This is a genomic window from Pseudomonas sp. O230 (assembly GCF_045447035.1).
Taxonomy (GTDB): domain Bacteria; phylum Pseudomonadota; class Gammaproteobacteria; order Pseudomonadales; family Pseudomonadaceae; genus Aquipseudomonas.
Genome location: NZ_JBJGXN010000001.1, coordinates 106,603 through 128,667 on the forward strand (window position 1 = coordinate 106,603; position 22,065 = coordinate 128,667).

The following is a 22,065-nucleotide window of genomic DNA, read 5'->3' on the forward strand; positions in this document are numbered from 1 at the left end:
GTTTTGCTTTTAAGGCTATGATTTAACTATATATTTCTTAAATTCATAAAATTCGGAAAAATGTGCATAGATTTTCCCTAAGGTCAAAAAAACCGGCTAATAAAGCCGGTTTTTTTATGCGCTACAACATGCTTTCTGCCGACAGGAAATCAGCCTTGTAAATGACACCGCGCCCGCTGCTGCTCATCTCCCTGCAGGACCTGAGGTTTGTCACAGCCAACGGTGCACAGACTGCAACGTTCTCGAAAGAAGCAGCCAGTTGGCAGATGACGGTTACCCGGCAATTCGGTAGGCGCCGCCACCTGCTCTTCATGCAGCGCAGCGCCCAGTCGCGGCACCGCGTCGAGTAACAGGCGGGTATAGGGATGGCGTGGCTGGTCGAGCACCTGGGCAGCCTGGCCAAGCTCGACGATTTGCCCCAAATACATCACCGCTACCCGGTCTGCCATATGCCGCACGACGGAAACGTTATGGGAAATGAGGATGTAGGTCAGGTTGCGGGCTCGTTGCAGCTCTGCGAGCAGATTGAGGATCTGCGCCTGAACCGAGATATCCAGCGCCGATGTGGGTTCGTCGAGGACGATAATGTCCGGGTCGGAGGACAGAGCCCGGGCAATGGCAATCCGCTGACGCTGGCCGCCGGAAAATTGGTGGGGAAAGCGGTCCAGGTATTCCGGGCGGATACCGACCTGGGACGCGACCTTGGCTGCCACCTCGCGCATCTGTGCTCGATCGGCATGACCCCGGGCGTACAGCGGCTCGGTGATGATCCGCCAGATCGGCAGACGCGGGTCGAGCGAAGACTGGGGGTCCTGGAACACAATCTGCACGTTGTTGCGGCCTTCGCTGCCAGTACAACTGGCCCAGTTCAAATCGCCGCTGCTGGGCGCAATCAAGCCCATCAACAGCTGCGCCAATGTGCTTTTTCCACAGCCTGACTCACCCACGATCCCCAGAGTTTCGCCCGCTCGTACCTGAAGATCAATGCCATTCAGGGCGTGAGCATAGCCTCGCGGCCGACCCAGCCAGTCGTTACTCACGGGGAAACGCACACGAACATCGTTGAGTTGAAGAATCGGGGGAGCCATGTCGATAGCACTATGAAGGACGGCATTGTTCATCACGAAAGCTCCTTGACGGGCAACCAGCAAGCGCTTTTACGTTGGTCGTTGATGGCATTGAGGGTAGGGCGTTTGGCACAGACAGGCATGGCGTATGAGCACCGCTCCTGAAAGGTGCAGCCCTCGGGTAAAGAAGCGAGGTTGGGGACTTGCCCGGGAATGGTCAGCAACGGCTGGCCCGGTTCCACCATTTCCGGAAGGCCGCTGAGCAGCCCACGGGTATAGGGGTGTTGCGGATTGTTCATCACGTCGACGGTGCGGCCTTCTTCGACCACAGCGCCGGTGTACATGACATACACCCGGTCACAGAACTGCGACACCAATGCCATGTCATGGGTAATGAGCAAAATAGCAGTCCCCCGTTGCCTGGCCTTTTCTCGCAGCAGCAACAGCACCTGGCGTTGCACCGTCACGTCGAGCGCGGTGGTCGGCTCGTCGGCGATCAAAAGTTGCGGTTCACAGGAGAACGCCAGCGCAATCATCACCCGTTGGCGCATGCCCCCGGACAGTTCGAACGGGTAGCTCTCCAATACGTGCTCGGGGCTGGCGATGTGCATGTCGCGCAACAGGGCAATCGCCTTGAGTTGCGCCTGGGCAGCACTGATTTTCTGGTGATGGATGATCACATCGAGCATTTGTCGACCGATGCGTCGGGTCGGGTTCAGGGCGGTCATCGGCTCCTGGAAGATCATCGCCGCATCGCGTCCGCGAATCTGCAGCAGCTCCTTTTCAGGCGTTGTCAGCATGTCGCGGCCGAGCATGCTGAGGCTGCCCGCAGTAATCCGATAGCTGCGCTCGGGAAGTAGACGCATGCTGAGCATGGCCGTGACCGACTTGCCCGACCCGGACTCGCCCACCACACCGACGATTTCGCCGGGATTGACGTGCAACGTCACGCCGTTCAGGGCTTTCACATTGTTTTTGTAAGCCGGGAATTCCAGGCTCAGATTGTCGATGGCCAGCACCGGGCTCGAATTCTGCATTGTCATTTCCCCTGTTGCCGTGGGTCGAGCAGGTCGCGTACACCATCGCCCAGCAGGTTGAAACCGGTGGCGGTGATCAAAATCGCCACGCCTGGAAAGGTCGAATACCACCAGTTATCGAGGATGTAGTTGCGCCCGGTGGCGACCATTGCGCCCCACTCGGCGGTTGGTTGCTGCGCCCCCAGGCCGATGAATCCAAGGGCCGAGGCCATGAGGATTGCGCTACCGATATCCAGACTCAGTTGCACCAGCAAGGGCGGCATTGCGTTTCGCGCCACGTGCCAGTGCACCACGTGCCAGCGTCCGGCCCCGAACGTATGGGCGGCCTTGACGTAACCCATCTGTCGAATGCTCAAGGCCTGGCCACGGGCCAGTCGTACGTAGGATGGGATTCGCACCAAGGTGATGGCCAGCATGGCGTTGAACAGGCTCGCGCCCAATGCGGCCGCCAATGCCATGATCAGTACCAGTGACGGGACTGAAAGCATGATGTCCATCAGGCGCATGATGAGTGCGTCGAAACGCCCCCCGATCACCCCCGAAAAGCACCCCAGCAGCCCGCCGATGAAACAGGAGGTAAAAGCCACGAACAGGCCGACACCCACCGACTGCTGGCTGCCGAACAGCACCCGGCTGAACAAGTCGCGGCCCACTTCGTCGGTGCCGAACCAATGGTCGGCGGATGGCGGCGCCAGGCGTTCGCCGAGGTTCAGTGCATTCGGGTCGTGGCTGGCGAGCCAGGGCGCGAAGATCATGCACAGCAATACGATAGAAGTGATCAGCAGGCCCGCCATGGTCAGCGGGCTCCGGCGGATCTGGTATGCCAGGTAGGCGAGTTTTTCAGCCCTGCGCAGGCCATGTGCCGCTGTCAGAGTCACGGACATTTCAATTCACCTCGCCGATGCGTGGGTCGATCACGCGATACAAAAGGTCGATAGCCATGTTCAACAGGACATAGATGAACGAAACCAAAATGGCGAAGCCCATCACCGCCGGGAAATCCAGCGACTGGATCGACTTGACCACATAGGCCCCCATTCCGGGCCAGGCAAATACGGTTTCGGTCAGTACCGCGCCGTACAACAAATCACCCAGGGTCAACCCGAGGACGGTCACCGAAGGTATTAGAGCGTTAGGCAGAGCATGACGCAGGATCACTGTCCACCGGGAAAGGCCATAGGCGCGCGCGGTGCGGATGTAGTCTTCGCCCAATTGATCCAGCATGGCCGAGCGGATCTGCCGGGCGACAACCCCCAGAGTCACGAAGCCCAGCGTTGCGGCTGGAAGAATCAGGTGTTCGGCCGCATCGAGAAACAGCCGGACATCCCCCGCCAGCAGCGAGTCGATCAGATAAAAACCCGTGATCGTCGGTGGCGGCGAGAGTCCTTCAGATAACCGGCCACCACCGGGCAGCCAGCCCAGATGGCCGTAGAACAACACGATTGCACCCAGGCCGAGCCAGAAGGCCGGCGTGGATATACCGGTGACCGCCAGGGTCCGGGCGATCTGATCGATCAGCCGGTTGTGGTAAACCGCTGACAACACGCCCAGCGGCACACCGACCAGAATCGCCAATGTCAGTGCGACCAGCGCCAGTTCCAGTGTCGCCGGGAAGAACGCTTGCAAGTCTTCCAGGACGGGACGGTTGGTGCGTATCGAGGTTCCCAGGTCCCCGTGCAACAGATCCATCAGGTAGCGACCGTATTGTTGATACAGCGGCAGATCCAATCCAAGTTGATGACGGATGCCGGCTACGAGAGCGTCGCTGGCGCGGTCACCGGCGATCAATCGGGCAGGGTCGCCCGGGATCAGGTGGGAAATTGAAAAAGTAATCAGCGAAACACCGAACACGACCAACATCAAGCCGAGCAGGCGCTTGCGCAACAATGTCAGGAAGGCCATCTGGCACCTCAGTTACACGAGCGACGAAATCAGAAGCCGCGCCAACCACCGGGGCTGGCGCGAAGGAGCATGTTTACTTGCTCATGCTTCCCAGGTTGAACACCTGTTCGAGCATGGGGTTGAACACGTAGCCCTTGACCGAATCACGCATCGGCAGGGAGTAGCTCTTCTGATAGAGGTAGGCATAGACGCTGTCGTCGAGCACCTTTTTCTGCGCAGTCTGGTAAAGCTCGACACGCTTGGCGGTGTCGCTGACAGCGGCCGCTTCACGAATCAGCTTGTCGACTTCCGGGTTGCTGTAGAACGAGCGGTTGCCTTGCAGGCCCTGCATCTTGGAGTCGAACCAGAAGTTCATGAACATGTACGGGTCAGCGAAGTCCGGGCTCCAGGTCCCTACCGCGATGTCGTAGTCGGCCTGGCCAACACGTTCACGCAGGGTGGCGTTGGCGGTTTTCTCCAGTTTGAGGTTGATGCCCAGGGGTGCCAGGGCCGCCTGCAAGGTCAGGCCGATCGGTTCCCAGTTGGCGTCCTTGTCCGAGTACATGTAGTTCAGGTTGGTGATCTTCTGAGGTGCCTTGGCCAGGCTGTTCTTCGCGGCGGCCATGTCCTGCTTCATCACCGGCAGCGAACTGTCGTAGCCCCACATGCCATCCGGGATCGGCCCGTTCAGCAGCTTGGCCTTGTCCTTGAGAATGCCCTTGACGATACCGTTGTAGTCCACCGCTTCGGTGATCGCACGACGGGCGTTGACGTCGGTCAGAGGTCCCTTCTTGTTGTTCAGGTACAGGTAAGTGACGCGCAGCGAAGGAAAATCCCTGACCACTAAGCCCGGCTTGCCGCCAAGTGCACCCAATTGATCTTCGGGCATGTCTTCGATGATATCCAGGTCCCCGCGCTCCAGTTGCAGCCGACGCACCGAGGGCTCCGCAATAGTCTTGAGGATCACGGTTTTGAACGCAGGCTTGGGACCGGCGAAGTAGGGGTTCGGCTCCATCGTGATGGACTGGCCTTTTTGCCAGTTGGTCAGTCGGAAAGGACCGGAGCCTGCGGTGTGGCTGGACAGCCAGGCATTGGTTTCGGCACCTTTGTTGGCCACCAGCGGGTTAACAATCGAGGCGCCGTTATGGGCCAGGGTGAACAGGAAAGGGGCGAACGGCGTTTTCAGCGTAAAGCGGATGGTCTGCGGGTCGATCACCGCCACCACCATGTCCTCAGGAAATGCACCGGACGGCCCTTGCTTGAGGGTCATCAGGCGATCGAAGGAAAACTTCACGGCGGAGGCATCCACCGCGGTGCCGTCATCGAACTTGTTTCCGGGCTTGATCTTGAACTCCCACACCAGGTTGTCCGGCGATACGGTCCAGCTTTCCGCCAGATCCCCTGTCACTTCGGTGCTGCTCTTGTCACCGTCGGTTTTGTAGCTCACCAGCCGCTGATAGGACGGGTAGGTGATGGTCCAGTCGTTGTTATCGAAGGTTACCGCCGGGTCGAGCGTTTGCGGGTCGGCGGGCTTGCCGATGACCAGAGTGTCCTGAGCCGTCGCCGCCGAAGCGGTTTGCCAGGCGCCCAGGCTCATCGCGCTGCACAGTAGACCAAGCAGCAGCTTGCTGGTGCGTGGAAAGGTTTTGCGGGTCACGGTGTTCATTGGGGTCATGCCGGTTTCCTTAATCATTCGATGTATGGAAGTACGTCAGGTTTTTTATAAAAGCTATAACCGGGCAGTTGCAGGTGAAGCAGGTAATGCTGACTTGTTGTTATCGTGTTGCGTAGGTTGCGAAACTCTTTGGTTTCGTTATCGATTTGTTGCGGTTTTAGTTGTTCGAGAACGTAGTCTGGTCGTCTTCCAGCAAGGGGTAATCATCGGCATCCGGAAGTTCGTAATGCCACCACTCAGTGGGAATTGCGCAGAACCCGGACGCGAGCATGATTCCCAGCAACAGCAGACGATTGCGTTGCACGTGAACGGGAAGGTCGGGGTAGAACTGATGGGACTTCTCTTCCATGGTGTCGAAGGCGCTGCCCATATCCAGCGGCTGTCCATCACTCCCCACCAGAGTCAAATCCACTGCCACGCCACGGCTATGGTGGGAACCCAAATGGGGATCGCGCACGTAGTTGCCGTCAGGCAACGCCTCCCACAATAGAAACTGGGCGAAGGGTGGACGGTAGGCGTCATAGATGCGCAGCGTGTAACCGGCCAGCCGCGCCAGTTCACTGGCCTTGCCCAGGCACTCGGCCGCTTGGCGATGCAGCAGGCAACGGGCACTGGGGTAAATCACCTTTCCTGCCAGATTGTCGGCACTGGCGTAGATCAGATCGATTTGCACCTGATATCGCTCGGCATCAATCTCTACAAGGGGGCTGTTGTTCACGCAAAAACTCCAGTTGGGATTGGATGGATCTAGCCTTCGAACTGGCCGAAAGCTTTTTGCAATTGTCGATTTTTGCTCAGACGTTCATCGAGGCGATCGCCGTACTTTTCCGCAACGGCCGACACCATCAGGTTCAACAGGCAGGCCAGCGGGGCAGGGGAGTCCCAGAACTGCCCGACATCGGTTTTGAGTTGCAGCAGATCCAGCGGGTAGTCACGTGCCCATGGGCATTGCAGATCGGTGATCAGGGCCAAGGGCAGGTTGCTGTCGATGGCGGCGTCGCAGAAGGTTCGGGTCACACTGGAATAGGCCCGGAAATCCGAAATGATTGCGTAGGGATTGGCAAAGCCGGAATTCAGGGTTTCGGCATATATGCCGGACAAGCCGTCGACGTAGTAGACCTTGGCCCGAATGTATTCAAGGTGGCTGTGAAACGCGGTGAGAATCCCGCGCGTCGACTGGATGCCGAGAATGAATACCGCATCGGCTTCGTAGATGCGCTGCACGATTTCAGCGAAGGCACTGCTTCGCGCCAAGCCATAGACGTGCCGGATGGCCTCAATCTCACGGCTCATGGAGCGGTCGAGCGCGTCTTCTAGAGTGCTTTCAGTGCGAAAGGCACCGATGCGGTCGGTGATCAACCAGGACGCCGGCGCTTCGCCGCGTAGACTCTGTTTGACCTCATCAATGTTCTGATAACCCAGCGAACGGAAAAAACGCCCCACGGAAATGCCGGTGGTGGAAGCCTGCTGCGCGATGCTGTCGGCCGACTCGAACGGTAGCTGATCCGGGTTGCCCAACAGGTAGCTGGCAATGCGTTTGCCAGTCGGAGTCAGGTTGGAGAACTCTTGCTCGAGCAACTGAAGGAAGCTGTTCTTTTCTGTAGACATGTCAGCGCACCGATCGAGGAACTGTTATCTAGATGTCATTATAATCAATGATGTTATACATATAACATCTATCATCAAGACAACACCACGTTTTTTTCAGGCGCTTTACGCCGAATCCCGGAAAAATCCCAAAAAAAACCAGCGCAATGCGCTGGTTTTTTATTTGGCAAATCCGCTGGATCAGAAGTCCAGGTTGGATACCGCCAAGGCGTTGCTTTCGATGAAGTCACGACGAGGTTCGACCGCATCACCCATCAGGGTGTTGAAGATCTGGTCCGCGCCAATGGCGTCTTCGATGGTCACTTTGAGCATCCGGCGCTGGCTTGGGTCCATCGTGGTTTCCCACAGCTGATCCGGGTTCATCTCACCCAGACCTTTGTATCGCTGGATGGTGTGACGCTTGGTACTTTCAGTCATCAGCCATTCAAGGGCTTCCTTGAACTCGGTGACCGGCTTCTTGCGCTCGCCACGCTGGATGTACGCGCCTTCGTCCAGCAAGCTGCTCAGCTGAGCGCCCAAAGAGACAACGGTCTTGTAATCATTGCTACCGAAGAAGTCACGGTTGAACGTGACGTAGTTCGATAGGCCGTGGGAGATCAGTTCGACCTCTGGCAGCCACACGTTACGTTCACGGTCTTCACGCAGGCTAGCCTTGTAGACCAGACCCGACTTCTCGACGGTGCGCAGCCGAACTTCATACTTGGCCAGCCAATCCTGCATCGCTGCGTGATCGGACAATTGCTCCAGGCTGACAGCAGGCAGGTAGATGAAGTGCTCGGTCAGTTCCTGTGGATACAGGCGCGACAGACGCTTGAGGGTCTTCATCACCAGACGGAAGTCATTCACCAGACGCTCAAGCGCTTCACCGGAGATACCCGGGGCTTCTTCGTTCAGGTGCAGGCTCGCATCTTCCAGGGCCGATTGCGTCATGTACTCTTCCATGGCGTCGTCGTCTTTGATGTATTGCTCTTGCTTGCCTTTCTTGACCTTATACAGCGGCGGTTGAGCGATGTAGATGTAGCCGCGCTCGATCAGCTCTGGCAACTGACGGAAGAAGAAGGTCAGCAGCAGGGTTCGGATGTGCGAACCGTCGACGTCAGCATCGGTCATGATGATGATGTTGTGATAACGCAGCTTGTCGATGTTGTACTCGTCGCGGCCAATGCCACAGCCCAATGCGGTGATCAAGGTGCCCACTTCTTGCGAAGAGATCATCTTGTCGAAGCGCGCCTTCTCAACGTTCAGGATCTTGCCCTTGAGAGGCAGGATGGCCTGGGTGCGGCGATTACGTCCCTGCTTGGCGGAACCGCCAGCAGAGTCACCTTCCACGAGGTACAGTTCGGAAAGGGCAGGGTCTTTTTCCTGGCAGTCAGCCAGTTTTCCCGGCAGGCCGGCGATGTCCAGCGCGCCTTTGCGACGGGTCATCTCACGGGCTTTACGCGCGGCTTCACGGGCACGGGCGGCGTCAATCATCTTGCCGACGACCAGTTTTGCTTCGTTCGGGTTTTCCAGCAGGAAGTCGGAGAAGTACTTGCCCATTTCCTGTTCGACGGCGGTCTTCACTTCGGAAGAAACCAGCTTGTCTTTGGTCTGCGAGCTGAACTTCGGATCCGGCACTTTTACCGAAATAATCGCGGTCAGACCTTCACGCGCATCGTCACCGGTAGTGGCGACTTTATGCTTCTTCGCCAGACCTTCAGCTTCGATGTAGGTGTTCAGGTTGCGCGTCAGTGCGGAACGGAAACCCACGAGGTGAGTACCGCCGTCACGCTGCGGAATGTTGTTGGTGAAGCACAACAGGTTCTCGTTGAAGCTGTCGTTCCACTGCAGGGCGATTTCCACGCCGATGCCGTCTTCACGCTGGATGTTGAAGTGGAATACCTGGTTGACCGGAGTCTTGTTGGTGTTCAGGTATTCAACGAACGCACGCAGGCCACCTTCGTACTTGAACAGCTCTTCCTTGCCGCTGCGCTCATCCTTGAGGACGATGCCGACACCGGAGTTGAGGAAGGACAGTTCACGAATCCGCTTGGCCAGGATGTCCCAGCTGAAGTGGATGTTCTTGAACGTATCAGCCGATGGCTTGAAGTGAATCTGGGTACCGGTGGTTTCGCTCTCGCCAACGATCTTCATTGGCTCTTGCGGAACACCATGAATGTAAGTCTGTTCCCAGATCTTGCCACTGCGGCGGACGGTCAGAATCAGTTCTTTGGACAGTGCGTTAACAACCGAGACACCTACACCGTGCAGACCGCCGGATACTTTGTAGGAGTTGTCGTCGAACTTACCGCCGGCGTGCAGCACGGTCATGATGACCTCGGCTGCCGAGACGCCTTCTTCTTTGTGCACGTCTACCGGGATGCCACGACCGTTGTCGCGAACGGTGATGGATTCGTCCGGGTGGATGATGATGCTGATGTCGTCGCAATGGCCAGCGAGCGCTTCATCGATGGAGTTGTCGACTACCTCGAAGACCATGTGGTGCAGACCGCTACCATCGTCGGTGTCACCAATGTACATACCGGGACGTTTGCGTACGGCATCCAGGCCTTTCAGCACTTTAATGCTCGTTGAGTCGTAGGTATTCGTATTTTCTTCGCTCAATGCCTTCACTCCCGATGGTCGTGGGTCTGGGTGATACGGCCCTGTTCCACGTGGAACAGAGCGACTGGCGTTTCCGTCTGCCAGCCTTCCCTCAATAATTCGTGATCTACACAGGTGATAAACACCTGGCAGCGTAAGTCTTCCAGCAAGCGGCAAAGCGCACGGCGGTGTTGCTCGTCCAGTTCGGACGGCAAGTCATCCACCAGATAAATACACTGGCCGCGTCGGGCCTGGCTGACCAGGTGCCCTTGGGCAATCCGCAATGCACAGACCACCAACTTCTGCTGACCACGGGACAAGATGTCCGCGGCATTATGTGCGCCCAATTTGAGACGCAAATCAGCGCGTTGTGGTCCGGCCTGGGTATGACCCATTTGCTGGTCCCGCTGAACGGAACCAGCGAGCACGGCACTCAATTCGCGGTCTTTGTCCCAGCCTCGGTAATAGCTGAGCGTCAAACCTTCAAGCTCAACCAATTCGCTTAGGGTCTGTTCAAAGACTGGTTTCAAGGCTTTGATATAGGCACGGCGGTATTCATCAATTTCAGCGCTGGCCTGGCACAGTTCCCTGTCCCAAACCGCTTGCGAAACGGCGTCAAGTGTACCATGCCGCAGCCAAGAGTTTCTCTGGCGCAGGGCCTTCTGCAAGCGCTGCCAGGTAGACATGAATCGCGGTTCCACGTGGAACACGCCCCAGTCGAGAAACTGCCGGCGAATCTTCGGTGCACCTTCAAGCAGACGGAAGCTATCAGGGTTGATCAGTTGCAGCGGCAGGATTTCCGCTAGCTGTGCTGCGCTGCGCGCATTCTGCCCATCAATACGGATCTGGAACTCGCCTTGGCGGTCGCGCGATATCCCCAGTGCGCTGTGCCCACCCTCAGCCAATTCAACCTGACCGAAGACCGTGCAGGCCAATTGCTCGTACTGAATAACCGGTAAAAGACGGGCACTACGAAACGAACGGGCAAGCCCCAGCAGGTGAATGGCTTCCAGAACACTGGTTTTGCCGCTGCCGTTGGCGCCGTAAAGAATGTTGATTCGGGGGGAGGGGGAGAAGGTCACCGGGTGCAGATTGCGCACCGCGGTGACCGAGACGCGACTTAATGACATCTAGCTTCTGCTGAACATGATTACAGACGCATCGGCATGACAACGTAGGCCGAGTCGTCGTTGTCGGACTCTTGCACCAGCGCACTGCTGTTGGAGTCGGACAGGATCAAGCGAACTTGCTCAGTGGTCATCACACCCAGCACGTCGAGCAGATAGCTCACGTTGAAGCCGATTTCCAGATTGCCGCCGTTGTACTCAACGCCCACTTCTTCTTCTGCTTCTTCCTGCTCCGGGTTGTTGGCCTGGATCTTCAGCTGACCGTTGGCCAGTTGCAGACGGATGCCGCGATACTTCTCGTTGGACAGAATCGCGGTGCGGCTGAAGGCTTCACGCAGCGCCTGACGGTCGCCAAGCACCAGTTTGTCGCCGCCTTTGGGCAGAACACGTTCGTAGTCCGGGAATTTACCGTCGACCAGTTTCGAGGTGAAGGTGAACTCGCCCGTGGTGGCGCGGATGTGATGTTGACCCAAAACTATGCTGACGATGCCGTCCGGCTCAGTCAGCAGGCGCGCCAGCTCGAGGATACCCTTGCGCGGCACGATGACCTGGTGGCGATCCGGCTGACCAATGTCGGCCTGCATCGAGCACATGGCCAGACGGTGACCGTCAGTGGCCACGGCGCGGATGATCCCGGCCGAGACTTCCAGCAGCATGCCGTTGAGGTAATAACGCACGTCCTGCTGGGCCATGGCGAAGCTGGTGCGTTCGATCAAACGACGCAGTTTGCTCTGCTCCAGGCTGCAGGTCAGCGAACCCGGGCCTTCTTCCACCGTTGGGAAATCGTTCGCCGGCAGGGTCGACAGGGTGAAGCGGCTACGGCCGGCCTTCACCACCAGCTTCTGCTCGTCGACCTTGATGTCGATCAGCGCGTCATTCGGCAGGCTTTTGCAGATGTCCATGAGCTTGCGCGCAGGCACAGTGATGGAACCTGGATCAGCCGGCTCTTCGAGTTGTACACGACCGACCAGCTCGACTTCCAGGTCGGTACCGGTCAGCGACAGTTGCTGGCCTTCGACAACCAGCAGCACGTTGGAGAGCACCGGCAAGGTCTGTCGGCGCTCGACGACGCCTGCGACCAGTTGCAGGGGTTTCAACAGGGCTTCGCGTTGAATGGTGAAATGCATGGTCTAGTCCCTTGCCTTAATAAGCTGCGCTGGTGTTCATCAAGTGGTCAGTGTACGCAGCAGGTTCTTGTAGTCCTCGCGGATGTCCGCGTCGGATTCCTTAAGTTCGTTGATCTTGCGGCAGGCGTGCAAAACAGTCGTATGGTCGCGGCCGCCGAACACATCGCCGATTTCCGGCAGGCTGTGGTTAGTCAGCTCCTTGGACAAAGCCATGGCAACCTGACGCGGACGAGCGACCGAGCGAGAGCGACGCTTGGACAGCAGGTCAGAGATCTTGATCTTGTAGTACTCGGCGACAGTGCGCTGAATGTTATCCACAGAGACCAGTTTGTCTTGCAGCGCCAACAGGTCTTTCAGGGATTCGCGAATCAGCTCAATGGTGATATCGCGGCCCATGAAGTGTGAGTGGGCGATCACGCGTTTAAGCGCGCCTTCCAGCTCACGGACGTTGGAACGAATACGTTGGGCGATGAAGAACGCCGCATCGTGGGGCAGATCGACTTTAGCCTGGTCAGCCTTTTTCATCAGGATCGCAACACGGGTTTCCAGCTCCGGCGGCTCGACGGCTACCGTCAAGCCCCAGCCAAAGCGGGATTTCAGTCGCTCTTCAAGGCCTTCGATTTCTTTCGGGTAGCGGTCACTGGTGAGAATGACCTGCTGGCCACCTTCAAGCAGGGCGTTGAAGGTATGGAAAAACTCTTCCTGCGAACGTTCCTTACGGGCGAAAAACTGAATGTCATCGATCAGCAACGCATCCACCGAACGGTAGAAGCGCTTGAATTCGTTGATCGCGTTCAGTTGCAGCGCCTTGACCATGTCGGCCACGAAACGCTCGGAATGCAGGTACACGACCTTGGCATTCGGGTTCTTCTTTAATAGATGGTTACCCACAGCGTGCATCAAGTGGGTTTTACCCAAGCCAACGCCGCCATAAAGGAAGAGCGGGTTGTAACCGTGTTTCGGGTTATCCGCCACTTGCCAGGCCGCAGCCCGGGCCAACTGGTTGGACTTACCTTCGACGAAGTTCTCGAAGGTGAACGTACGGTTCAGGTAACTGGTGTGCTTGAGCGCACCTTCGACCTGCACGGTGCGCTGTTCGGAACGCACAGGAGCCTGTTGAGAACTGGCACCGGCCATCGGATCGAAACTGTCGCGCGATGGCTCTTCACTGATTTCGGCAACTTTCTGTGTCGAACGCTTGGTTTGCGTAGTCGTCGGGGCGGGTGCCGGAGCACTGGCAGGCGCCTGAGCCTGCGACGCAGCAGCGGCCAACGGAGCATTCGGCGCCGCACGCGGTGCCGAACTGCGTTTGCTGCCTATTAATAAGGACAGCACCGGTGCCATGCCATTGCCATGCTCATCGAGCAGTTCAAGGACGCGGCCCAGGTACTTTTCGTTGACCCAGTCGAGAACAAAACGATTCGGTGCGTAGACACGCAACTCGTCGCCTTCGGCTTCGACCTGTAGTGGACGGATCCAAGTGTTGAATTGTTGGGCAGGCAGCTCATCGCGCAAAAGCTCCACGCACTGCTGCCAAAGTTCCACTGACACGGATATCCCCTAAGTTGAAAGCCGGTGAGGCAAAAACAAGCGGCCATTGTAGCGGCCAGACGCCGACTTATCCACACGTAGCTTGTTCACCGACCAAGAAGAATCAGCGTTTTATACGTAAAAAAGACGACCAGTGGTCTGTGCATAAGGTCTGTGGATAACCGCCCCTGAGGTCGTTGCACAAGTGGGGGCGAAACCCGGTGGATAACCTGCCTGTGGATAACAGACCCTTTCACACACAGCTTATCCGACAGTGCAGCACAGGCTGACCACCGTTTTCCACTGTAGTTGTCATTCTCTGTACATCCCGTCGTAGAAGGTCTGAAGGTAGTTATCCACAGATAGTCGGCGCCCTAGCTTTTATAAGCTTTACAGAAAAGCTTTAAATACTTTCCTTCTTTATTTTTATATTTGGCAGGAAGCAGGGACGAGCAAAACGTCTGCAGATCTATTTATAAGGAAACGCTGGTTGGAAATTGACCTAGAGGCTTGCTTTCTCTAGAATCCCCGGTCTCTTAAAACGGGGGCCATTCCGGCCCGTTGTGGACGAACCAGGTAACACGACAATGAAACGTACTTTCCAACCAAGCACTATCAAACGCGCTCGTACCCACGGTTTCCGTGCTCGCATGGCTACCAAGAACGGTCGCGCCGTCCTGTCGCGTCGTCGCGCCAAAGGTCGTGCGCGTCTGGCAGTTTGATAATCCGGCACTGGAGGTGAGTCAGGACTTCAGTCGGGAAAAGCGTCTGCTTACTCCCCGGCATTTCAAGGCAGTCTTTGACTCCCCTACCGGCAAGGTTCCGGGGAAAAATCTCCTGCTCCTTGCGCGCAACAACGATCTTGATCACCCCCGTCTCGGGCTGGTTATCGGGAAAAAGAGCGTAAAGCTCTCCGTCGAGCGCAATCGCCTCAAACGTCTGATGCGCGAATCGTTCCGTCTGCACCAGGATTCACTGGTCGGCTGGGACATTGTTATCGTCGCGCGCAAAGGTTTGGGTGACGTAGAAAACCCCGAATTGATTCAGCATTTCGGCAAACTCTGGAAGCGTCTGGCACGCAGCACGCCGGTACCAGCAGTCAAAACCGAAACTGTAGGGGTAGACAGTCCCGATGCGTAAACTGGCACTCGTTCCGATCCAGTTTTATCGCTATGCCATTAGTCCCCTGATGGCCAGTCACTGTCGTTTCTACCCCAGTTGTTCCTGCTACGCGTTAGAAGCCATAGAAAATCATGGCCTTCTGCGCGGTGGCTGGCTGACCTTTCGTCGTTTAGGTCGCTGTCATCCGTGGAATCCCGGTGGTTATGACCCGGTTCCACCTATCCCTACCTCCCGTTCTTCTTCGATGGCCGAGTAATCATGGATATCAAACGCACGATCCTGATCGTCGCCCTGGCAATCGTGTCCTACGTTATGGTTCTTAAATGGAACCAGGACTATGGCCAGGCTGCCCTGCCGACTCAGAATGTTGCTTCCAGTACTACCGCACCGGGCCTACCGGATACGGCGACTGGCAATAATGCTTCTGTCAGTGACGACATTCCACGCGCCGCAAGCGATACCAGTGCCACTGCACCTGCTGAAACACCAGTAGCTGTAAGCAAAGACCTCATCCAGATCAAAACGGATGTGCTCAACCTGGCAATCGATCCACAGGGTGGTGATGTTGCTCAGTTGACGTTGCCGCTGTATCCACGTCGCCAGGACCACCCGGAAATTCCATTCCAGTTGTTCGATAACGGCAACGAGCGGACTTATCTGGCTCAAAGCGGTTTGATCGGTACCGATGGTCCGGACGCAAGTCCTGCCGGTCGTCCGGTTTACTCCTCCGAGAAGAAGATCTACCAACTGGCTGACGGTCAGGACCAATTGGTCGTGGACCTGAAGTTCAGCAAGGACGGCGTCAACTACATCAAGCGTTTCACCGTGAAACGTGGCCTGTACGACGTAACCGTTTCCTACTTGATCGACAACGAAAGCGCCAAGCCTTGGTCCGGCGCGATGTTCGCGCAATTGAAGCGTGACGCCAGCTCCGATCCTTCTTCCAGCACCGCCACCGGCACCGCGACTTACCTGGGCGCCGCCCTGTGGACAAGTAACGAGCCGTACAAGAAAGTGTCGATGAAGGACATGGACAAGGCTCAGCTGAAAGAAACCGTTAATGGTGGTTGGGTTGCCTGGTTGCAACACTACTTCGTGACCGCGTGGATTCCGGCCAAGGGCGAAAACAATGTCGTCCAGACCCGTAAAGACAGCAAAGGCAACTACATCATCGGTTACACCGCACCGGCAATGACTGTTGCGCCAGGTGCGAAAGCCGAAACCAGCGCTGTTCTGTACGCCGGTCCGAAAAGCCAGGCTGTGTTGAAAGAGTTATCCCCAGGTCTGGAACTGACCGTCGACTACGGCATTCTGTGGTTCATTGCCCAGCCAATCTTCTGGCTGCTGCAACACATCCACGCGCTGGTCGGTAACTGGGGCTGGTCGATCATCTTCCTGACCATGCTGATCAAAGGGATTTTCTTCCCGCTGTCGGCAGCCAGCTACAAATCCATGGCCCGCATGCGTGCAGTGGCACCGAAGCTGGCGGCACTGAAAGAGCAACATGGCGATGACCGGCAGAAAATGTCGCAAGCCATGATGGAGCTGTACAAGAAGGAGAAGATCAATCCGCTGGGTGGTTGCTTGCCAATCCTCGTGCAGATGCCGGTTTTCCTTTCGCTGTACTGGGTTCTGCTGGAAAGCGTTGAAATGCGCCAAGCGCCGTTCATGCTGTGGATTACTGACCTGTCGATCAAGGATCCGTTCTTCATTCTGCCGATCATCATGGGTGCAACCATGTTCATCCAGCAGCAGTTGAACCCGACACCTCCGGATCCGATGCAGGCCAAGGTGATGAAGCTGATGCCAATCATCTTCACCTTCTTCTTCCTGTGGTTCCCGGCCGGTCTGGTGCTGTATTGGGTAGTGAACAACTGCCTGTCGATCGCCCAACAGTGGTACATCACTCGTAAAATCGAAGCGGCTACCAAAGCAGCTGCCTGATTTACACTGTGAATAGCCACTCAAAACGCCCCCTAGTGGGGCGTTTTGCTATCTGCCACTTTTGTCTGGATACCGGTTTATGAGCGCTCCTCGTGAAACCATCGCCGCCGTCGCCACCGCTCAAGGTCGTGGCGGCGTAGGCATCGTCCGTATTTCCGGGCCGCTGGCGAGCGTTGCGGCCAAGGCCTTCAGTGGTCGTGAACTCAAGCCGCGATTCGCCCACTACGGCCCGTTTCTCGATAAAAACGAAGAGGTGCTGGATCAGGGCATCGCTTTGTATTTTCCAGGACCGAACTCGTTCACGGGCGAAGACGTGCTGGAACTCCAAGGTCATGGCGGTCCGATTGTTCTGGATATGCTCCTCAAGCGGTGCCTTGAACTGGGGTGTCGTCTGGCACGGCCTGGTGAATTCAGCGAACGCGCATTCCTCAACGACAAACTCGACCTCGCACAGGCCGAAGCGATCGCTGACCTGATCGAGGCCAGTTCTGCACAGGCTGCCCGCAATGCACTGCGTTCCTTGCAGGGGGCATTTTCCGATCGTGTGCATAACCTCACCGAACAACTGATCGGCCTGCGGATTTATGTCGAAGCGGCTATCGATTTCCCGGAAGAGGAAATCGATTTCCTTGCCGATGGCCATGTTCTGAGCATGCTCGACAAGGTCAGGGACGAGTTATCCACCGTGTTGCGCGAAGCCGGTCAGGGTGCGTTATTGCGTGACGGCATGACGGTGGTGATCGCCGGTCGGCCAAATGCAGGTAAATCCAGTTTGCTCAACGCACTGGCCGGTCGCGAAGCGGCGATCGTGACCGAGATTGCCGGCACCACCCGTGACATTCTGCGCGAACATATCCACATCGATGGCATGCCGCTTCATGTGGTGGATACAGCTGGTCTGCGAGATACCGATGACCATGTGGAAAAGATCGGTGTTGAACGAGCGTTGAAAGCCATTGGCGAAGCAGATCGGGTGCTGTTGGTGGTCGATGCCACAGCACCGGAAGCGCTTGATCCGTTCGCGTTGTGGCCAGAGTTTCTGGAAATTCGCCCGGATCCGGCGAAAGTTACGTTGATCCGTAACAAGGCCGACCTCACCGGCGAAGCGATTGCCCTGGAAGTCAGTGAAGATGGCCATGTGACCATCAGCCTGAGCGCCAAGTCGGCCGGCGAAGGCCTGGAACTGCTGCGTGATCATCTCAAGGCCTGCATGGGCTATGAGCAGACGTCGGAAAGCAGCTTCAGCGCTCGCAGGCGTCACCTTGAGGCATTGCGTCATGCCAGCGCATCCCTTGAGCACGGCCGTGCACAGCTGACTCTGGCAGGTGCCGGCGAGCTACTGGCCGAAGATTTGCGCCAGGCTCAACATGCCTTGGGCGAGATTACCGGTGCATTCAGCTCCGATGATCTGCTTGGACGAATCTTTTCCAGCTTCTGCATCGGTAAATAGTCTTTCCGTTGTTCACAGACAGGCCATTCGCGCCTGTCTGTTCTCACTCCTCTCCTTGAATTGTCTCCACCACCGAGCAGATTCTTTCTGCCTGGGCGGTTTTTCCGCGTCCGTGAATTGATCAATCACCGCTTTTCTGTGGATTAAGCCCTGTGAATAACTGCCACTAAGGGCAGTTGATAACAGGGCCTAAAAACTGAAGATAACCCCCTCTGTGGATAACCACCCCTTTAATCCACAGGCTTAAACCGGTTATCCAAGGGCCTCGTTGGTACATGACCACAGGTTTTTGAATCTCTGTACATATTGAATATAAAGGCCTGTAGAGATCTATCCACAGAAATGTGCCTCAGTAGAAATAAACATAAAAACAAAGATTTAATAAATTTCTCTCTTTTTAATTTCTATAACCCCGACTTCTCCACAGCTGGTTAAATTTTGTGCAAAGGGTTCTTTAGGAAGGGCGAAGTCCCTATACTTGTCGACCAGGTCCAAAAACCTGAGCTCAAACTATTCCTGATTACCTAACTGAAGCAGGCACGAGGTGCGTGGTGGATTTCCCTTCCCGTTTTGAAGTGATCGTCATCGGCGGCGGTCATGCCGGTACCGAGGCAGCACTGGCGTCAGCACGTATGGGGGCAAAAACCCTGTTGCTGACGCATAACGTGGAAACCCTCGGTGCCATGAGTTGCAACCCTGCCATTGGCGGGATCGGCAAAAGCCACTTGGTGAAAGAAATCGATGCCCTCGGCGGCGCGATGGCCATGGCCACCGACAAGGGTGGTATCCAGTTTCGTGTGTTGAACAGCCGCAAAGGCCCGGCCGTGCGTGCAACTCGCGCTCAAGCCGACCGGGTTCTGTACAAGGCCGCTGTCCGCGAAGCCCTGGAAAACCAACCGAACCTGTGGATATTTCAACAAGCCGCTGATGACCTGATCGTCGAACAGGAAACCGTGCGCGGTGTTGTCACCCAAATGGGCCTGCGTTTCCTCGCGGATTCTGTGGTGTTGACCACTGGCACCTTCCTCGGTGGACTTATCCACATCGGGATGCAGAATTATTCCGGCGGTCGCGCTGGTGATCCGCCATCAATCGCCCTGGCTCACCGCTTGCGTGAATTGCCACTGCGCGTTGGTCGTTTGAAAACCGGTACGCCGCCGCGTATCGACGGTCGTTCTGTGGATTTCTCGGTGATGACCGAGCAAGCAGGCGATACGCCGATCCCGGTGATGTCATTCATGGGTTCCAAAGAGCAGCACCCGAAACAGGTGAGCTGCTGGATTACCCACACGAACGCCCGCACCCACGAAATCATTGCGGCCAACCTCGACCGTTCGCCGATGTATTCCGATGCAGGGCAGATCGAAGGCATAGGTCCGCGTTATTGCCCGTCGATCGAAGACAAGATCCATCGCTTTGCCGACAAGGAAAGCCATCAGGTCTTCATCGAGCCGGAAGGTTTGACCACCCACGAGCTGTACCCGAATGGGATATCCACAAGCTTGCCGTTCGACGTGCAATTGCAGATCGTCCAATCGATCCGCGGCATGGAAAACGCGCACATCGTTCGTCCGGGCTACGCCATCGAATATGACTATTTCGACCCGCGTGACCTGAAGTACAGCCTGGAAACCAAAGTGATTGCCGGCCTGTTCTTCGCCGGTCAAATCAACGGCACCACCGGTTACGAAGAAGCCGGCGCCCAGGGTTTACTGGCCGGGGCCAACGCCGCACTGCGTGCTCAGGGCAAAGACGCCTGGTGCCCGCGTCGCGACGAGGCGTACATCGGAGTGCTGGTCGACGACCTGATTACATTGGGTACTCAGGAACCGTACCGGATGTTCACGTCCCGGGCCGAATACCGCTTGATCCTGCGCGAAGACAACGCCGACCTGCGTTTGACCGAAAAAGGTCGCGAACTGGGTCTGGTCGATGACGTGCGTTGGGCGGCTTTCTGCAAGAAACGCGAAAGCATCGATCTGGAAGAACAACGCCTGAAAAGCACCTGGGTCCGCCCGGGCACCGAGCAGGGCGATGCGATTTCCGAGAAATTCGGTACACCGTTGACCCACGAATACAACTTGCTCAACCTGCTGAGCCGCCCGGAAATCGACTACGCTGGTCTGATCGCCGTGACCGGTGGCGGCGCAGAAGATCCACAGGTTGCCGAGCAGGTCGAAATCAAGACCAAATACGCCGGTTACATCGATCGTCAACAAGACGAAATCGCACGTCTGCGGGCCAGTGAAAATACGAAACTGCCTGTGGATATCGATTACACGAACATTTCCGGTCTCTCCAAAGAGATCCAAAGCAAGCTCGGTGCGACCCGTCCAGAAACTTTGGGCCAGGCGTCACGCATTCCGGGTGTCACGCCGGCAGCGATCTCGCTGTTGATGATTCATTTGAAAAAACGCGGCGCGGGCCGTCAGTTGGAGCAAAGCGCTTGAGTTCGTTGGTCACCTCGCAACACGCCGAAGAGTTATCCACAGGTGCTTGCCAGCTCGGTGTCGCACTGACCGAAACCCAGCACACGCAGCTGCTGGGCTATCTGGCCCTGTTGATCAAATGGAACAAGGCCTACAACCTGACCGCCGTGCGCGATCCGGACGAAATGGTCTCGCGTCACTTGCTCGACAGTCTGAGCGTGATGTCGTTCGTGGAAAACGGTCGCTGGCTGGACGTTGGCAGCGGCGGCGGCATGCCGGGTATTCCGTTGGCCATCCTGTTTCCTGAGTCCCAGGTCACCTGCCTGGACAGCAACGGCAAGAAAACCCGCTTCCTGACCCAGGTCAAACTCGAACTCAAACTGGATAACCTGCAAGTTATCCACAGTCGCGTCGAAGCCTTCCAGCCTGCACAGCCATTTAACGGGATCATTTCCCGGGCGTTCAGCAGCATGGAGAACTTCAGCAACTGGACGCGCCACCTCGGCGATGCCGATACACGCTGGCTGGCAATGAAGGGCGTTCATCCGGCCGATGAGCTGGTAGCATTGCCGGCAGACTTCCACCTCGATAGCGAACACGCCCTGGCCGTACCTGGTTGCCAAGGCCAACGCCATCTGCTGATACTGCGCCGCACGGCATGATTGGGAACACAAGCAAGAATGGCTAAGGTATTCGCGATAGCGAACCAAAAAGGTGGTGTGGGTAAAACCACCACCTGCATCAACCTCGCAGCTTCCCTGGTCGCTACCAAGCGCCGGGTGCTGTTGATCGATCTCGATCCACAGGGCAACGCCACCATGGGTAGCGGTGTGGATAAACACGGCCTGGAAAACTCGGTCTACGACCTGTTGATCGGCGAATGCGATCTGGCCCAGGCCATGCACTATTCCGAGCACGGTGGTTACCAACTGTTGCCGGCCAACCGTGACCTGACTGCTGCCGAAGTGGTTCTGCTGGAAATGCAGATGAAGGAAAGCCGCCTGCGCAGTGCGTTGGCGCCGATCCGTGAAAACTACGATTACATTTTGATCGACTGCCCGCCGTCGCTGTCGATGCTCACGCTGAACGCTTTGGTCGCTGCAGATGGGGTGATTATCCCCATGCAGTGCGAGTACTTCGCCCTCGAAGGCTTGAGCGACCTTGTGGATAACATCAAGCGCATCACTGAACTGTTGAACCCGAACCTGAAAGTCGAAGGCCTGTTGCGGACGATGTATGACCCGCGCCTGAGCCTGATGAACGACGTGTCGGCGCAGCTCAAGGAACACTTCGGCGAGCAGCTTTACGACACGGTTATCCCGCGCAACATCCGCCTGGCCGAAGCGCCAAGCTATGGCATGCCGGCGCTGGCCTACGACAAGACTTCGCGGGGCGCCATTGCTTATCTGGCACTCGCCGGCGAGATGGTTCGCCGTCAGCGCAAAAACTCACGCACCGCCGCTGCTCAGGCAACTTAAGGAATCC

Annotated in this window: 19 protein-coding genes; 8 read left to right on the forward strand and 11 right to left on the reverse strand. The window is 56.8% G+C overall.

Annotation, left to right across the window (positions count from 1 at the left end):
* Positions 1–149: 149 nt before the first annotated feature.
* The 11 genes from ACI77H_RS00545 to dnaA form a co-directional block, all read right to left on the reverse strand.
* Positions 150–1,121, reverse strand: coding sequence for an oligopeptide/dipeptide ABC transporter ATP-binding protein (locus tag ACI77H_RS00545; protein WP_407009891.1), 972 nt, complete (start codon positions 1,119–1,121; stop codon positions 150–152).
* Positions 1,121–2,104 carry an ABC transporter ATP-binding protein gene (locus tag ACI77H_RS00550; RefSeq protein ID WP_407009892.1) on the reverse strand — a complete coding sequence of 328 codons (984 nt, stop codon included), beginning with the start codon at positions 2,102–2,104 and terminating at the stop codon, positions 1,121–1,123. Before ACI77H_RS00550 ends, ACI77H_RS00545 begins: the two co-directional genes overlap by 1 nt.
* 2 nt (positions 2,105–2,106) lie before the next feature.
* Positions 2,107–2,988, reverse strand: coding sequence for a D,D-dipeptide ABC transporter permease (gene ddpC / locus ACI77H_RS00555; protein ID WP_407009893.1), 882 nt, complete (start codon positions 2,986–2,988; stop codon positions 2,107–2,109).
* Between the two features lies 1 nt (position 2,989).
* Positions 2,990–4,006, reverse strand: coding sequence for an ABC transporter permease (locus tag ACI77H_RS00560; protein ID WP_047535659.1), 1,017 nt, complete (start codon positions 4,004–4,006; stop codon positions 2,990–2,992).
* A gap of 73 nt (positions 4,007–4,079) precedes the next feature.
* The gene (locus ACI77H_RS00565; protein ID WP_407009894.1) at positions 4,080–5,660 is read right to left on the reverse strand and encodes an ABC transporter substrate-binding protein; all 1,581 of its coding nucleotides are present in this window, start codon (positions 5,658–5,660) and stop codon (positions 4,080–4,082) included.
* A 157-nt stretch (positions 5,661–5,817) separates the two neighbouring features.
* Entirely contained in the window at positions 5,818–6,378 is a 561-nt protein-coding gene (gene ddpX, locus ACI77H_RS00570) for a D-alanyl-D-alanine dipeptidase (RefSeq protein WP_407009895.1), read from the reverse strand.
* A gap of 29 nt (positions 6,379–6,407) precedes the next feature.
* On the reverse strand, positions 6,408–7,268 hold the full coding sequence (locus tag ACI77H_RS00575; RefSeq protein WP_407009896.1) for a MurR/RpiR family transcriptional regulator: 861 nt from the start codon (positions 7,266–7,268) through the stop codon (positions 6,408–6,410).
* A gap of 180 nt (positions 7,269–7,448) precedes the next feature.
* The gene (gene gyrB / locus ACI77H_RS00580; protein WP_407009897.1) at positions 7,449–9,872 is read right to left on the reverse strand and encodes a DNA topoisomerase (ATP-hydrolyzing) subunit B; all 2,424 of its coding nucleotides are present in this window, start codon (positions 9,870–9,872) and stop codon (positions 7,449–7,451) included.
* 5 nt (positions 9,873–9,877) lie between these two features.
* Positions 9,878–10,981 carry a DNA replication/repair protein RecF gene (recF, locus tag ACI77H_RS00585; RefSeq protein WP_407009898.1) on the reverse strand — a complete coding sequence of 368 codons (1,104 nt, stop codon included), beginning with the start codon at positions 10,979–10,981 and terminating at the stop codon, positions 9,878–9,880.
* A 20-nt stretch (positions 10,982–11,001) separates the two neighbouring features.
* Entirely contained in the window at positions 11,002–12,105 is a 1,104-nt protein-coding gene (gene dnaN, locus ACI77H_RS00590) for a DNA polymerase III subunit beta (RefSeq protein ID WP_017341709.1), read from the reverse strand.
* A 39-nt stretch (positions 12,106–12,144) separates the two neighbouring features.
* A complete protein-coding gene (dnaA, locus tag ACI77H_RS00595) occupies positions 12,145–13,656 on the reverse strand; it encodes a chromosomal replication initiator protein DnaA (RefSeq protein WP_407009899.1) in 1,512 nt (503 codons plus the stop codon).
* A gap of 566 nt (positions 13,657–14,222) precedes the next feature.
* Between dnaA and rpmH the strand changes: the two genes are divergently transcribed.
* The 8 genes from rpmH to ACI77H_RS00635 all read left to right on the forward strand — a co-directional run bounded on the left by rpmH (position 14,223) and on the right by ACI77H_RS00635 (position 22,058).
* The gene (gene rpmH / locus ACI77H_RS00600; RefSeq protein ID WP_003213577.1) at positions 14,223–14,357 is read left to right on the forward strand and encodes a 50S ribosomal protein L34; all 135 of its coding nucleotides are present in this window, start codon (positions 14,223–14,225) and stop codon (positions 14,355–14,357) included.
* Positions 14,358–14,373: 16 nt separating this feature from the next.
* Positions 14,374–14,775, forward strand: a complete 402-nt coding sequence (gene rnpA, locus ACI77H_RS00605; RefSeq protein WP_027926203.1) for a ribonuclease P protein component — start codon at positions 14,374–14,376, stop codon at positions 14,773–14,775.
* Positions 14,768–15,013, forward strand: coding sequence for a membrane protein insertion efficiency factor YidD (gene yidD / locus ACI77H_RS00610; protein WP_010207715.1), 246 nt, complete (start codon positions 14,768–14,770; stop codon positions 15,011–15,013). Before rnpA ends, yidD begins: the two co-directional genes overlap by 8 nt.
* A 2-nt stretch (positions 15,014–15,015) precedes the next feature.
* A complete protein-coding gene (gene yidC / locus ACI77H_RS00615; RefSeq protein WP_407009900.1) occupies positions 15,016–16,701 on the forward strand; it encodes a membrane protein insertase YidC in 1,686 nt (561 codons plus the stop codon).
* 79 nt (positions 16,702–16,780) lie between these two features.
* Entirely contained in the window at positions 16,781–18,151 is a 1,371-nt protein-coding gene (gene mnmE, locus ACI77H_RS00620) for a tRNA uridine-5-carboxymethylaminomethyl(34) synthesis GTPase MnmE (protein WP_407009901.1), read from the forward strand.
* A 551-nt stretch (positions 18,152–18,702) separates the two neighbouring features.
* On the forward strand, positions 18,703–20,601 hold the full coding sequence (gene mnmG / locus ACI77H_RS00625; RefSeq protein ID WP_407009902.1) for a tRNA uridine-5-carboxymethylaminomethyl(34) synthesis enzyme MnmG: 1,899 nt from the start codon (positions 18,703–18,705) through the stop codon (positions 20,599–20,601).
* Positions 20,598–21,242, forward strand: a complete 645-nt coding sequence (gene rsmG / locus ACI77H_RS00630; RefSeq protein ID WP_407009903.1) for a 16S rRNA (guanine(527)-N(7))-methyltransferase RsmG — start codon at positions 20,598–20,600, stop codon at positions 21,240–21,242. Before mnmG ends, rsmG begins: the two co-directional genes overlap by 4 nt.
* 18 nt (positions 21,243–21,260) lie before the next feature.
* Positions 21,261–22,058, forward strand: coding sequence for a ParA family protein (locus ACI77H_RS00635; RefSeq protein ID WP_407009904.1), 798 nt, complete (start codon positions 21,261–21,263; stop codon positions 22,056–22,058).
* Positions 22,059–22,065 lie beyond the last annotated feature (7 nt).

Excerpts from the sequence above, each read along its gene's own strand:
- ACI77H_RS00545 (WP_407009891.1), bottom strand. The coding sequence starts at position 1,121 with ATGAACAATGCCGTCCTTCATAGTGCTATCGACATGGCTCCCCCGATT.
- ACI77H_RS00575 (WP_407009896.1), bottom strand. The coding sequence starts at position 7,268 with ATGTCTACAGAAAAGAACAGCTTCCTTCAGTTGCTCGAGCAAGAGTTC.
- yidD (WP_010207715.1), top strand. The coding sequence starts at position 14,768 with ATGCGTAAACTGGCACTCGTTCCGATCCAGTTTTATCGCTATGCCATT.
- ACI77H_RS00560 (WP_047535659.1), bottom strand. The coding sequence starts at position 4,006 with ATGGCCTTCCTGACATTGTTGCGCAAGCGCCTGCTCGGCTTGATGTTG.
- ACI77H_RS00550 (WP_407009892.1), bottom strand. The coding sequence starts at position 2,104 with ATGCAGAATTCGAGCCCGGTGCTGGCCATCGACAATCTGAGCCTGGAA.
- ACI77H_RS00565 (WP_407009894.1), bottom strand. The coding sequence starts at position 5,660 with ATGACCCCAATGAACACCGTGACCCGCAAAACCTTTCCACGCACCAGC.
- ddpC (WP_407009893.1), bottom strand. The coding sequence starts at position 2,988 with ATGTCCGTGACTCTGACAGCGGCACATGGCCTGCGCAGGGCTGAAAAA.
- ACI77H_RS00635 (WP_407009904.1), top strand. The coding sequence starts at position 21,261 with ATGGCTAAGGTATTCGCGATAGCGAACCAAAAAGGTGGTGTGGGTAAA.
- mnmE (WP_407009901.1), top strand. The coding sequence starts at position 16,781 with ATGAGCGCTCCTCGTGAAACCATCGCCGCCGTCGCCACCGCTCAAGGT.
- dnaN (WP_017341709.1), bottom strand. The coding sequence starts at position 12,105 with ATGCATTTCACCATTCAACGCGAAGCCCTGTTGAAACCCCTGCAACTG.
- yidC (WP_407009900.1), top strand. The coding sequence starts at position 15,016 with ATGGATATCAAACGCACGATCCTGATCGTCGCCCTGGCAATCGTGTCC.
- rpmH (WP_003213577.1), top strand. The coding sequence starts at position 14,223 with ATGAAACGTACTTTCCAACCAAGCACTATCAAACGCGCTCGTACCCAC.
- recF (WP_407009898.1), bottom strand. The coding sequence starts at position 10,981 with ATGTCATTAAGTCGCGTCTCGGTCACCGCGGTGCGCAATCTGCACCCG.